The sequence below is a fragment of the Antarctobacter heliothermus genome, assembly GCF_900188425.1.
GTDB classification, from domain to species: Bacteria; Pseudomonadota; Alphaproteobacteria; order Rhodobacterales; family Rhodobacteraceae; genus Antarctobacter; species Antarctobacter heliothermus.
On the sequence record NZ_FZON01000088.1, the window covers coordinates 1 to 12,412 of the forward strand.

The 12,412-nt window shown below is 64.2% G+C and carries 15 protein-coding genes and 1 tRNA gene; 11 read left to right on the forward strand and 5 right to left on the reverse strand.

The annotated features are described in order from the left end of the window. The first annotated feature begins 311 nt into the window (after nt 1–311). A complete protein-coding gene (locus CHB90_RS24190; RefSeq protein ID WP_089280304.1) occupies nt 312–1,256 on the forward strand; it encodes a LysR family transcriptional regulator in 945 nt (314 codons plus the stop codon). Between the two features lie 221 nt (nt 1,257–1,477). Here the strand turns inward: CHB90_RS24190 and CHB90_RS24195 are convergent, their stop codons facing one another. The 3 genes from CHB90_RS24195 to CHB90_RS24205 are packed head-to-tail and all read right to left on the reverse strand — an operon-like array spanning nt 1,478 to nt 3,424. After that, nucleotides 1,478–2,245, reverse strand: coding sequence for an alpha/beta fold hydrolase (locus tag CHB90_RS24195; RefSeq protein WP_089280305.1), 768 nt, complete (start codon nt 2,243–2,245; stop codon nt 1,478–1,480). Nucleotides 2,246–2,293: 48 nt separating this feature from the next. Then, entirely contained in the window at nt 2,294–3,025 is a 732-nt protein-coding gene (locus tag CHB90_RS24200) for an NUDIX hydrolase (RefSeq protein WP_089280306.1), read from the reverse strand. Between the two features lie 9 nt (nt 3,026–3,034). Next, nucleotides 3,035–3,424, reverse strand: coding sequence for a DUF983 domain-containing protein (locus CHB90_RS24205; RefSeq protein WP_089280307.1), 390 nt, complete (start codon nt 3,422–3,424; stop codon nt 3,035–3,037). A gap of 215 nt (nt 3,425–3,639) precedes the next feature. Here CHB90_RS24205 and CHB90_RS24210 point away from each other — a divergent pair, with 215 nt between their 5' ends. The 4 genes from CHB90_RS24210 to CHB90_RS24225 all read left to right on the forward strand — a co-directional run bounded on the left by CHB90_RS24210 (nt 3,640) and on the right by CHB90_RS24225 (nt 5,827). Next, nucleotides 3,640–4,215 carry an EF-hand domain-containing protein gene (locus CHB90_RS24210; RefSeq protein ID WP_089280308.1) on the forward strand — a complete coding sequence of 192 codons (576 nt, stop codon included), beginning with the start codon at nt 3,640–3,642 and terminating at the stop codon, nt 4,213–4,215. 84 nt (nt 4,216–4,299) lie between these two features. Further along, entirely contained in the window at nt 4,300–4,887 is a 588-nt protein-coding gene (locus CHB90_RS24215) for an RNA polymerase sigma factor (RefSeq protein WP_089280309.1), read from the forward strand. After that, entirely contained in the window at nt 4,880–5,281 is a 402-nt protein-coding gene (locus CHB90_RS24220; protein WP_089280310.1) for a hypothetical protein, read from the forward strand. The genes CHB90_RS24215 and CHB90_RS24220 overlap by 8 nt, the downstream gene beginning before the upstream one ends. Nucleotides 5,282–5,284: 3 nt before the next feature. Then, a complete protein-coding gene (locus CHB90_RS24225) occupies nt 5,285–5,827 on the forward strand; it encodes a periplasmic heavy metal sensor (protein WP_089280311.1) in 543 nt (180 codons plus the stop codon). A 32-nt stretch (nt 5,828–5,859) separates the two neighbouring features. On the opposite strand, the gene CHB90_RS24230 is transcribed toward CHB90_RS24225, so the two are convergent. Beyond that, nucleotides 5,860–7,314, reverse strand: a complete 1,455-nt coding sequence (locus tag CHB90_RS24230) for a diguanylate cyclase (protein WP_089280312.1) — start codon at nt 7,312–7,314, stop codon at nt 5,860–5,862. Between the two features lie 110 nt (nt 7,315–7,424). On the opposite strand from CHB90_RS24230, the gene CHB90_RS24235 reads away from it, so the two are divergent. The 6 genes from CHB90_RS24235 (at nt 7,425) to CHB90_RS24260 (ending at nt 11,911) form a co-directional block, all read left to right on the forward strand. After that, on the forward strand, nt 7,425–7,709 hold the full coding sequence (locus tag CHB90_RS24235) for a DUF3572 domain-containing protein (RefSeq protein WP_089280313.1): 285 nt from the start codon (nt 7,425–7,427) through the stop codon (nt 7,707–7,709). After that, nucleotides 7,709–8,413 (forward strand): HAD family hydrolase, encoded by a 705-nt coding sequence (locus CHB90_RS24240; RefSeq protein ID WP_089280317.1) that lies wholly within the window; start codon nt 7,709–7,711, stop codon nt 8,411–8,413. Before CHB90_RS24235 ends, CHB90_RS24240 begins: the two co-directional genes overlap by 1 nt. An 83-nt stretch (nt 8,414–8,496) precedes the next feature. Then, nucleotides 8,497–10,071 (forward strand): trimethylamine methyltransferase family protein, encoded by a 1,575-nt coding sequence (locus CHB90_RS24245; RefSeq protein WP_089280314.1) that lies wholly within the window; start codon nt 8,497–8,499, stop codon nt 10,069–10,071. A 110-nt stretch (nt 10,072–10,181) separates the two neighbouring features. Then, on the forward strand, nt 10,182–10,781 hold the full coding sequence (locus CHB90_RS24250; RefSeq protein WP_089280315.1) for a heme NO-binding domain-containing protein: 600 nt from the start codon (nt 10,182–10,184) through the stop codon (nt 10,779–10,781). Next, entirely contained in the window at nt 10,778–11,776 is a 999-nt protein-coding gene (locus tag CHB90_RS24255; protein WP_089280316.1) for a GGDEF domain-containing protein, read from the forward strand. Before CHB90_RS24250 ends, CHB90_RS24255 begins: the two co-directional genes overlap by 4 nt. Before the next feature lie 60 nt (nt 11,777–11,836). Further along, nucleotides 11,837–11,911 (forward strand) — tRNA-Gln (locus CHB90_RS24260). 188 nt (nt 11,912–12,099) lie between these two features. Here CHB90_RS24260 and CHB90_RS24265 read toward each other — a convergent pair. Beyond that, on the reverse strand, nt 12,100–12,412 hold a 313-nt coding region (locus CHB90_RS24265; RefSeq protein ID WP_141135935.1), incomplete at its 5' end, for a transposase domain-containing protein.

Sequence of the window (12,412 nt, forward strand, 5' to 3'; positions counted from 1 at the left end):
GATGACGCTCGCGCTTGCAAGCAGCGCCGCGCCTTTCTGGTCTATGCTATGGCCGACAATCATCAGGATGCATTGGGCCGGCCCCTGATCCGAACCGCCTGTATGACCGCGCTTCCCGACCGTCGCCACCGATCCCGGTGGCGTTCAACGCCGTGTGCGGATGCATCACCGCGTTCGCCCGAAAGCGCCGCGAACACATCCACCCACACGTATGACGCGAACGTCGGCAGCGTGATCGCCCTTCCTGCCACACGCAAGGTCAAGAAACCCGACCGCGCCCCGAAATCACACCGCACACGGACCGCCGGTGAATATTGCGGGTTGAGGTCTTTGAGGCCCTGGCGGAGAGCGGGTCGGTGGCCAAGGCCGCCAAAGTGACCGGGTTGAGCCAGCCAGCGGTCAGCCAGCAGATGCGAAATCTGGAAAGCGCGCTGGGTGTCGATCTTGTCGATCATGGGCGCCGCCCGATGCGGGTGACCCCGGCGGGACGGTCGTTCCTGCTGCGCACGCAGGCGGTGCTGCGGCAATTGCGGCTGGCGCAAAACGAACTGACGGTGATGGACCTGACCCATCTGTCGACCCTCAGCCTGGGGGTGATCGACGATTTCGACAATGACCTGACGCCGCGCCTTGTCACCATTCTGGCCGAAAGCATGACGCGCTGCCGGTTCAAGCTGATCACCGCCCCCAGCCACGAGATTTCCGCCGAGATCAAGGCGCGCCGCCTGCATCTTGCCATCGCCGCCTCGAGCGGTGAAGTCATTGACGGCATCGTGGAATACCCTTTGGTGCGGGACCCTTACATTCTGGTCTGCGCCAAGGGCGCAGTCGAGGCGGCTGGCGGTGTCGGGCCGCTGATGCAAAGCCTGCCGATCCTGCGGTATGACCGCGCGCAGATGATCGGCCGTCAGATCGAGGCGCATCTGGCGCGGCAGAAACTGGATTTTGCCGAACGGTTCGAGATTGGCGCGCATCTGTCGCTGATGACACTGGTGGCGCGCGGCATGGGATGGGCGATCACCACGCCCTTGGGCTACATGCGCGCGGGCCGGTACCACGACCAGATGGAGGCGCATCCCGTGCCCTTCAAACCCTTTTCGCGCACCATTTCGCTGTTTGCCAGCACCGATTGGGCCGACCGGGTGCCGCGCGACGTGGCGCGCACCATGCGGATGCTGGTGACAGACATGGTGATTGGCCCTGCGCTGACGCAGCTGCCCTGGCTGGAGGGCGATCTGAGGGTCATGGAAGGCTGACAGCGCACGCCCCGGGCGCGCCATCGCGTGAGTGACGTGTGGCATGGGGCCAGAATGCCGTTGCGGCATGTTCTGTAAATGGACAAGCGGCGGATTTCGGAAGGAAAACCTGTAGTTTCGAAAATCCTGAATTGGCTGGGCCGCATGGGCGATGCAGAGCCCCGGCACAGATCATGCACGCCTGATGCGTCTGCGCGGGCATGAACGGGATGCCTGCCGCCCTACACCGGGTCCACATGATCAAGGAAGGCGCGCACAGATGCCTCGAACCCGCGCGGGTCATCGGCGTGCAGCCAGTGCCCTGCATTGGGCAACTTGGCGTAGCGCGCCTTTGGGAACAGCGCGCGGATGCGGTCGCGGTGTTCCGGCAGGACATAGTCGGACTGCCCGCCAGACAGGAACAATGTGGGGCCATCATAGCTGCCGGTCACCTCGGGAAAGCCAATGATCCCGGGCATTTCGGCGGCCAGCGTATCAAGGTTTAGCTTCCACCGCTTGTTCTGCAGGTCGAGCGACTGGGTAAAGAAGCTTTGCAGCGCCTTGTCGGGCACATGTTCTGCCAGTTGCGCCACCGCGTCGGACCGTTTTTCGACCCGCGACAGATCCACGGCGCGCATCGCCTCGATGAACTGGATCTGGCTGTGTGTGTAGGCGACGGGCGCAATGTCAGCGACCAACAACGAGGCCAGTTTTTCGGGATGCTGTAGCGCAAGGGTCATGGCCGCCTTGCCGCCCATCGAATGGCCCACCACATGCGCCCGCCCGCCATGGGCGTCGATCAGTTCTGCCAGATCGGCGGCAAGGTCGGGATAGCTGTGGGTGCCGGTGTGCGGGCTGTCGCCGTGGTTGCGCATGTCCGGCGTCAGCACATGGCGCTCTTCGGACAGGCGTTTGGCGATCACCCCCCAGTTGCGACCAGAGCCATAGAGGCCGTGGACGATGATCAGCGGAGTCGGGCCGGGGGCGCCGTGGGAAATCGTGTTCAGCATGAGGGTGTCATACGGTGCCGCGCGCCCAAGGGCCAGAGGCGCGCGGACCTAGTCCTCACGCATTTCGACGCCGCGCAGGCGCAGGAACAGGCTGGCCTCATCGTCGTTGCGGAAGAAGGGGACAGAGGCCGGTGGCGTCTGATCGGTGGCGCGGGCGGCGACCTCTGCCAACACCACCTCTGTGATGAAGGGCAGGTCGTAATGCCGGATTTCATCCACCGCGATCCATTGCAGGTGCGACAGCTCATCCGCGGCCCCATGGAAATCATCGGGGTCCGAGACCAGTTCATCGGCGTCGAGCAGGAAAAAGCGCGCGTCGAACCGGCGCGGGCGACCCGGTGGGGTGATGGCGCGAAAGATGAATTGCAGCGGTTCGGCAGAGGGGCGATGCCCCGTGCCGGCAAACTCCAGCCAGTCGTCCGGGACGGCGTCGGGCCAAGGGGCCGGAACCCCGAGGATCTGACCGGTTTCCTCCCAAAGCTCACGCACCGCAGCGACGGCCAGCGCCGTGGCGATCCGGGGGTTCGCGTCTTCGGTCAGACGGGCGGCGCAGAGCGCGGACAGGGGGCGGGCCAGCGGTATGGCGGCGTCCTGGGCATCGACCGCGCCGCCGGGAAAGACGAACTTGTTCGGCATGAACGCCGCCTTGGCCCCACGCTGACCCATGAGGACACGCGGGCGCGTCGCCCGGTCGCGCAAGACAACAACAGTGGCGGCATCGCGCAAGGCGGTCTTGTCGATAGGTTTCGCTGCGGTCTGATCAGTCGTCGATCCGGTCATGTCGGCCCCTCAGGTCGGGGGCGGGAAGCCGTGCATCCCGCGGACCCACTGAAACGCCACAATCGCCCCTTTCAATCGAGGCAGAAGATAGAGCGAGAGCGCGACACAGCCAACGCCAAAGATCGTGAACAGGACCAGCGGTTCCGGCCGAAAGGTCGTGAACACCACCAGCAGCAGCGGCGCCATCAGGTGCCCGACAATCAGGATGGTCAGGTAGGCGGGTCCGTCGTCGGCGCGGTGATGGTGCAGTTCCTCACGGCAGACCGGGCAGCTGTCGCGCACGGTCAGATAGCCCGACAGCATCTGGCCGGTGCCGCAATTGGGGCAACGACGGCGCCAGCCGCGCCAGAGCGTTGGCCAGAACGTATCCGCGCCCTTGTTTTCCTGAATGTTGTCCATGCTCGACCTCACGTTTGGCACCATAAGATGGCCGTCGCAGCGGACGGTCGGTAGGGTGCAAAACGTCCTTGCGTCCGGATGTCACAGATCACGCGAGCGTGAAGAAAAGTCGTATCTTTTTCCGACGGAAGTGTCGGGACGGCCCGTGATAGCTTGCAGAGACGCCCGAGGAATGGCGGCTCGGAACACCGAGACAACCTCTGGAAGGACAAGACATGAAGAATTCTGCACTTTGGGTCACCGGCGCACTGGTCGTCGTGATGGGCACCGCAGGGATCGCATCGGCGCGTGGTTACGGCGACGGCGAGCGTGGTCCGCGCGGCGCGGGCATGGAAAAGATGTTCGAACAGATTGATGCCGACAAGGATGGCAAGATCACCAAGGACGAGATGGAGGCGCACCGGACCGCGCGTTTCGAAGCGATCGACGCAGATGGCGACGGCAAGCTGTCGAAAGAAGAGATGGACGGTGCGCGGGATGCCCGCCGCTTGGAACGCACGCAAAAGATGGTCGAAAGCCTTGACCAGAACGACGACGGCCTGCTGAGCGCCGAGGAACTGGCCGCCGGTGGCCCCAAGCGTGGCCCGGAGGCGATGTTTGACCGCCTCGACGCGGATGAGGACGGTGCGCTGACGCTGGAGGAAATGCAGCAGGCGCACGGCAAGATGCGGGACGGTGGCAAACATCGGTCCGGCGGCAAACGCGGTGAGCATGGTGAGCGTGGACATCGCGGTGGTCATGGCCACGGGTTCCCGTTCTTCGGTGGGCCGGACGCGTCTGACGAAGGCTGAAACTGACACCCGGGCGGCGGCAATCGCCGCCCGGACCGTTGCATGCGGGACCTTGCCGGGATAGCGCGTAGCGATGGATGGGACATGCCGTTTGAAGCCATGAGCGCAGTTGCGGACGAGGATCTGTTGGCGGCCTATGCGGCCGGCGATGCCACAGCGGCACGGACGCTGACTCAGCGGCTGACGCCGCGTGTCTTCGGCCATGCGATGCGGATGCTGGGCGGCGACCGGGCCGAGGCCGAGGACGTGGCGCAAGAGGCGCTGTTGCGGCTCTGGCGGGCGGCGCCGGGCTGGCGCATGGGTGAGGCCAAGGTCACGACATGGCTGTACCGAGTGACAGCCAACCTGTGCATCGACCGCATTCGGCGTCGTCGCAGCGGGCCGGACCTGGACTCGGTTCCGGAACCTGCGGATGAGACGCCCTCGGCGGCGATGGGAATGCAGCAGCAGGCCCGCGCCGAGGCGCTGCAAGAGGCGCTGGACCAATTGCCGGACCGACAGCGTCAGGCGGTGATCCTGCGACATATCGAAGGGCTGGCGAACCCCGAGATTGCCGAGATCATGGACATCGGGCCACGCGCGGTCGAAAGTCTGGTGGCGCGGGGCAAAAAGGCTTTGGAAACGGCGCTGATCGGGCGGCGCGATGAACTGGGATACGAAGACGATGACTGAGCGCAAGGACAAGAGCGACGAGCTGTTTCCGGCCGGGGCCGAAGGGGCCGGTCTGGATTCGTTTTTTGCGGCTGCGCGGGCAGAGGCTCCGCAGCCCGATGGCGGTTTTCTTGCCCGGATCGAGGCGCAGGCGCTGGCCGAACAGCCGGTGGCGCGCGGCGGTGCTCCGGCTGTGGCCCGGCCAAGGCCAACCGGGGTCTTGCGCCAGTTGCGCGAGGCGCTGGGCGGATGGGCCGGCATGGCCGGTCTGGCCACGGCCTGCGCTGCAGGTATCTGGATCGGGGTCAGCCCGCCGGACGGGCTGACGGTTCTGTGGGGCGGCGACGCGGCCGCGCTGGGGACCATCGGGGTCGATCCGCTGAGCAGCTTTGATCTTGCGCTGATGGAAGGGTGACGAATGGCCGCTGAGGTGGAAAAGAAGGGCAAACCGGGGCGCTGGCTGCGGGTGGTGCTGTTTGTGTCGCTTGCGCTGAACCTGGCTGTCGTCGGGGCAATCGGCGGGATGGTCCTGAACGGTCCTCCGGTGCCGCGCACCGATCGCAGTGATCCGGCGCTGCCCTATACCCGTGCCTTTGACGAAGATCAGAGGCGGGACCTGCGGCGCGCGCTGTGGCGGTCGGTCCGGCGCGATGGCAAGGCCATGCGGGCGGCCTATCTGGCGGATTACCAACAGGCGTTGATGCTGCTGCGCGGTGAGCCATTCAATCCGGCGGCGCTGAAAGCCTTGCTCGACGCCCAGGGCGAGCGTGCGGTCGATGTGCGTCTGCGCGGGCAGGAGGTTCTGATGACCTTCCTGTCCGACATGTCGGTCGAAGAGCGGCGCGACTATGCCGACCGTCTGGAGCGGGAGCTTGAAAAGATGCGCCATCGCGGGGGGCGCGATTCCTCACGGGATGATGGCAAGGGCGGCCATCGGGACGAGCGGGCCACAGACGACTGACCGGCGCCCGCCTCTGCGCGCCTGTCCGGCGATCAGGTCAGACCGGCGCGGCGCGGCGTTGTGGGCTCGGGGATGTCCGAAATCGCGCTGTGCGTGGGTTTCGATGCGCCGAGGAGGCGGACTGTATCGGCCATGACGACGGTATTGCGGCCCTTGTGCTTGGCCGCGTACAGCGCCTCATCCGCACGGGCGACAAGGTCAAGTGGTCCGCTGTCGTGCCCCGGCTTGCCGGTGGCCACCCCGATCGAAAGGGTCACGGTGATGCGCTTGCCGTCGGGCAGCGTGACGGGTTGGCGTGCCATGATCCGGCACAACCGTTCGGCGGTGCGCTTGGCGGCGTCGCTGTCGGCATCGGGCATCGCGACAAGGAACTCCTCTCCTCCCCAACGCGAGATCAGATCGGCGGCGCGCAGATTGTCCTTGAGCCGTTGCGCCAGAGTGACCAGCACGGCATCGCCCGCCGCGTGACCGTGATCGTCATTGACCTGCTTGAAGAAATCGAGATCGGCCAGCAGCAGCGCGTAGGGGCGTTTCTGCCGCGCCGCGCGTTCGGCCAGACGCGAGACATGCGGCACCGCGTAGCGTCGGTTGTACAGCCCGGTGAGCGGATCGCAGACCGCCGCGCGCAATCCGTCCTGCATGTTGGCACGCAGCCGGTCATTGGTCCGCTTGCGGTCGATTTGCTTGCGCAGGCGGATCGCCAGTTCATCAAAGTCGAGACCCGAGCAAAGCAGATCGTTGGCGCCCATGTCGAGCGCGCTGGCCGCCTCACGCTGCTGGTGCGGTTGCGCGATGTAGATCAGTGCAGAGTGGCGAGTGTCGCGGCTGGCCCGCAGTTGCGGCAGCAGGCTCAACGCCTGGCCCGTGCCGCCCGGCGGCTCGGCCACGATGACGACATCGGGCGCGCGCGGCAGTTCGCGCAGCGCATCGTCGGGGTCGACAACCTCGATCCGGTCGGAAATGCGCGCCTCCAGCCCGTCTTTCAGGGCGCGGGTTTCGGGAAGGCGCGGCGGGGACACCAGTCTGACCAGCCCCGCTGTGACAAATTCGGCCCCCTGTTCGGCCAGGCCAAGGGCGCGGCGTGTGTCGTCGCGCAGTTGGAGTTCGGCCTCAGCGTCGCGCGCGCGCAGCAGAGAGCGCAGCCGTGCCAGCATCACAAGATCGTTTACTGGCCGGGTGAGCACATCGTCCGCCCCGGCCGCCAGTGACGCCAGTCGTTCGCCCGGATCGTCCTCCCGGTGCAGGATCACAACGGGGATTCGCATACCGGCCTTTCGGTCCTGGATCGCGGCACAAAGCGCACGGCCGGTCATATCGGGCAGGTCGGTTGCGGTAATCACAAGGTCGGGGGCCGTCCGGCGCAGCAATGCCAATGCCGCCGCACCGCTATCCGCCTGAATCACCTCATAATATGCGGCGGAAAGTTTGACGCGCAGGATGATCCGGTTGGTGGGAACCGAGTCGACGATCAGTATTCTTCCGGTCATATCGCGCCCCCCCTGGCAGGTGGTTTGACGGTTGTCCGCCGACTTGCACTTTCCTGTCTGCTCAGCTTTGATGAATATTGGTTAAGAAACCCTTTCGGAAAGAAGTCAAAATGAATCTGTCGCGGGAAGCCGCCGAAACCGTGGGCCTTCAGGCTGTTGCCTGGATGGCGGGGAACGACGAATTGCTGCCGGTCTTTCTGGGCGCGACGGGCGCGTCAGAGGCGGATTTCCGCGACGGGTTGCAGGATCCGACGTTTCAGGGCTCGGTGCTGGACTTTCTGCTCATGGATGATGCCTGGGTGATGGCGTTCTGCGCGGAACTGGGCCTGAAACCCGAAGAGCCGATGGCTGCCCGCATGCTGCTGCCCGGCGGCGAAATGGTGCATTGGACATGATGGGACGGGGTATCGAGGCGGTCCTGTTCGACAAGGACGGCACCCTGTTCGACTTTGCCGCCACCTGGAACACCTTTGCGTCCAGGCTGATCGACCAATTGGCAGAAGGCGAAGACCTGCGTCGGCACGGGCTGGCACGGGCATTGAAATTCGATCTCGAATCGCGGCGTTTCCTGCCCGACAGCCCTGTCATCGCGGGAACCAACCGCGAAGTGGCGCTCTTGATCGCGCCGGTCCTGCCAAGGCGCACCGTCGATGAACTGGAGGCGCTGATCATGGCCGAGGCGGAGGTCGCCCCGCTGAGCGAGGCCGTGGCGCTGGTGCCTTATCTGGCGGGGCTGGCGGCGCGGGGTCTGACGCTGGGTGTGATGACCAATGACAGCGAGTCGGTGGCGCGGGCGCATCTGCGGGCGGCCGGCATCGAGGGCATGTTCGACTTTGTCGCCGGGGCGGACAGCGGACATGGCGCCAAACCCTCACCGGCGCCATTGCTGGCCTTTGCCAGGGCGACGGGCCATGCGCCGGAGCGGGTGGTTATGGTGGGCGACAGCCTGCACGATCTGATCGCCGGGCGCGCGGCGGGCATGTGGACGGCGGGCGTGTTGACCGGAATGGCGGGCGCGGACGCGCTGGCCCCGATGGCGGACGTGGTTTTGCCGGATATCGGCCATCTGCCGGGGTGGCTTGCCGGGGTGGGTACCTGAAAGCGACCAAATTCGTCGGTTTTGCGAAGGCGCTTGCCGCCGTGGCGCGGTGAGATGCGGCTCACCTGCCATGGAGAGTCGTTATGCCGGATGTCGCTGATCCCCTTCACGAAGCCCACAAACGCCGCCGCACCGGCGGCCGGGCCGGCAACAAGCGCCGGGGTGGACCCGTTGTCGAGCAGATGCCCTGGCGGCTGCCAGTCAACATCGACCGCCCGACCGAACCGCTGTCCGAAGAGGGCGTCGCGCGGCTGGACAATGCCTGCATGCGCATCCTCGAGGAGATCGGGATCGAGTTCCTGCACCCCGAGGCGGTCGAGATCCTGAAGCACGCGGGCTGTACCGTGAACGGCGAAAACGTCCGCATGGGGCGCGACTTTGTCCGTGAAATGGTGGCCAAGGCGCCCTCGACTTTTACCCTGACGCCGCGCAACCCGGACCGGACGCTGACAATTGGTGGCAATACCATCCTGTTCGGCAATGTGTCCTCACCGCCGAACTACTACGACCTGGAGATCGGCAAGAAGGTATCCGGCACCCGCGAACAATGCGCCAATCTGCTAAAGCTGACGCAGTATTTCAACTGCATCCACTTTGCGGGTGGCTATCCGGTGGAGCCCTGCGATGTGCATGCCAGCGTGCGGCATCTGGATGTGTTGTTCGACAAGCTGACCCTCAGCGACAAGGTCATGCACGCCTACAGCCTTGGCAAGGAACGCGTCGAGGACGTGATGGAGATGGTGCGCATCGCGGGCGGCCTCAGCCACGAGGAATTTGACGCGACACCGCGCATGTACACCAACATCAACTCGACCTCGCCGCTGAAACACGACTATCCGATGATGGATGGCTGGATGCGGATGGCGCGGCGCGGGCAGGGGCTGGTGGTGACGCCCTTTACCCTTGCGGGGGCCATGGCCCCGGTGACGATGGCGGGGGCCGTGGCGCAATCGCTGGCCGAGGGATTAGCGGCGGTGGTGCTGGCGCAGGTGATCAATCCGGGCGTGGCCTGCGTGATCGGGACGTTCACCTCAAACGTCGACATGAAAACCGGTGCGCCTGCCTTCGGCACGCCGGAATACATGCGCGCCACCCAGATGACCGGGCAGATGGCGCGGTTCTACGATCTGCCGATGCGCTCCTCTGGCGTTTGCGCGGCCAACGTGCCGGACGGGCAGGCCATGTGGGAAACCGAGCATTCGCTTTGGGCGGCGATCCAGTCGGGCACCAACATGGTCTATCATGCGGCCGGTTGGCTGGAGGGCGGGCTGATCGCCTCGCCCGAGAAATTCATCATGGATTGCGAGGTGTTGCAGCAGTTGCAGCGCTATATGGAGCCGGAAATCTGCGATGTGTCTGATGATGCACTGGCGGTCGATACCATCCGCGAAGTGGGGCCGAACGGGCATTTCTTTGGCGTGCAGCATACCCAAGATCGCTATGAGACGGCATTTTACCAGCCGTTCCTGTCGGACTGGAAGAACTTTGAGGGCTGGGAGGCGGCTGGCGCGCTTTGGACGCCGGAACGGGCCCATGTGATGTTCAAGCGGATCATCGAGGAGTTTGAGGCGCCGCCAATGGATGCGGGCATCCGCGAGGAACTGGAATCCTTCGTGGCCCGGCGCAAGCGTGAGGGTGGCGCTCCGACAGATTTCTAGCGTTTGCGCGCGCTGGCAGGCGGCAGGCCAAAACATGCGCAATTGTACCTGTTTGCCGATTCTTAATCGCTGCTGTCCATGCTTCTGCAAAGGCATTGAGGTGTGGAAAGATGCACGGGTTGATCCTGCGAACCTTTCAGGTTTTTATTGAGGATACTTATGGCCCCAAAACATGGGGCGACATCGCCGTCGGGGCGGATCTTGACCTACCCGCATTTGAGCCGATGTTGAATTACCCTCCCGAAACCTACAGCGCGCTGATCGGCGCGGCAGAACAGGTTCTGGGTAAACCGGCAGAGGCGATCTGGGAGGATGTCGGCACCTATCTGGTGTCCCACCCGAACAGTGAGGGGCTGCGCCGTCTGCTGCGGTTCGGCGGGGTCGATTTCATCGAATTCCTGCATTCCCTGGACGACCTTCCGGACCGGACGCGCCTTGCGGTGGCCGATCTGGTCCTGCCGGAACTGGAACTGACAGACAGTGGCAACCTTCAGTTCGGCCTGCGGGTTGGCGACGGACTGCCGGGCTTTGGATATGTCATGATCGGGGTGCTGCGCGCCATGGCCGACGACTATGGCGCTCTTGCGTTGTTGGACACCGAAGGCGGCCATCGCGGAGAGCAGATCCTGATGATCACGGTGATCGAAACCGCCTATGCCGAGGGCCGGGAGTTCGAACTGGCGGCCAACACCGGAGGCAGCGAAGGATGAGCGCACTGCCAGAGGAAATCCTGCATCTGATCTGTCCGCTGCACCTGTTGCTGGACCCGACAGGGCACATTCGGCAGGCCGGTCCAACCCTGCACAAGATCAGCCGCGAGCGCATGGAAGGGGCGCGGTTCCTTGAGATCTTTGAGGTGTTTCGCCCGCGCGCCGTGACCAGCATGGAGCAGCTCTTGCAAACCGAAGGCCGCAAGATCCGGCTGCGGCTGCGCAGTGGCGTTCGGACCCCGCTGTACGGTGTGCTGGTATCGGACGGGCAGGGCGGTGCCGTTATCAACTTGTCCTTTGGCATCCATGTGTTGAGCGCGGTGCGGGACTATGCGCTGACCAGTTCGGATTTCGCACCCACCGATCTGGCGATCGAGATGCTCTACCTCGTCGAGGCGAAATCAGCGGCAATGGATGCCTCGCGCAGCCTGAACACACGGTTGCAGGGCGCGATGGTGGAGGCTGAGGAGCGCGCCTTTACCGACACATTGACCGGCCTGAGCAATCGTCGCGCGCTGGACACGGTTTTGGAACGGTTCAAGCGCAGTGGAAATCCCTTTTCACTCATGCACATCGATCTTGATCACTTCAAGCAGGTGAATGACACCCTTGGTCACGCCGCAGGGGACCAGGTGTTGCGCCATGTGGCCAGAGTGATGACGGACGTGGTCCGCCAGGATGACATTGCGGTGCGTGTGGGCGGGGACGAATTCATGATCGTCTTTGGCAAACTGGTCCTGCCGGACCGGCTGTCGGAAATCGCCGAGCGCCTGATCCGCCGCATAGAAGAGCCGGTGATCTACGACGGTCAGACCTGCGAGGTTTCGGCCAGCATCGGGATCGCCGTCACGGCTGGGCCGGTTGATGACCCGGCGGAATTGGTGGAACAGGCGGACATGGCGCTCTACGCCTCTAAACGGGCGGGACGGGCGCAATATCGGTTCTTTGCCGGCCCACCCGAAGGCGACATACCGGCACAGCTGGCGAGCAAGTGAATTTCCTGAAAAAATGGTCTTGATCCCAGTGACCCGGCATCGTATGTCCCGCGCCACGGTTGGGGTGTAGCCAAGTGGTAAGGCAACTGTTTTTGGTACAGTGTACCGTAGGTTCGAATCCTACCACCCCAGCCAGTTTTTCCTAACATACCGTGGTGATGCTCTTTCTGGCCCTCTGGCCGGAGGAATGCCCCCCTTTGCCACTCCCTGCTTCTCTGCCGACAAGGAGCCTTTTCTGGTCAGCTGGGGCATGAGAGTGGGTATGTTCAGGAGGGGATAGCAATGTTGAGATTGTATCCGTCCGGCGTGACCGCCGTTGACATTCAACGTGGCTGCCAATTCCACGGCGCGAGTTCGTCGATGCGGTTGATCTTGTGATCGGCAATGTGGGCCAGCACCCATGTCAGCCAGGCTTCCGGATCGATGCGGTTCATGCGGGCGGTTTCGATGAGGGAGTAGGCGATCGCGGCAGCCTTGCCACCACCTTCCGATCCCATGAAGAGATAATTCTTGCGCCCGAGAGTCAGCGGCCTGATTGACCGCTCACAGATGTTGTTGTCCAGCTCGAGTTGGCCGTTTTTCAGATAGGCCCGGGCTTTGGGCATGCGGCCGAGGGCGTAGCGAATGGCCTCGGCC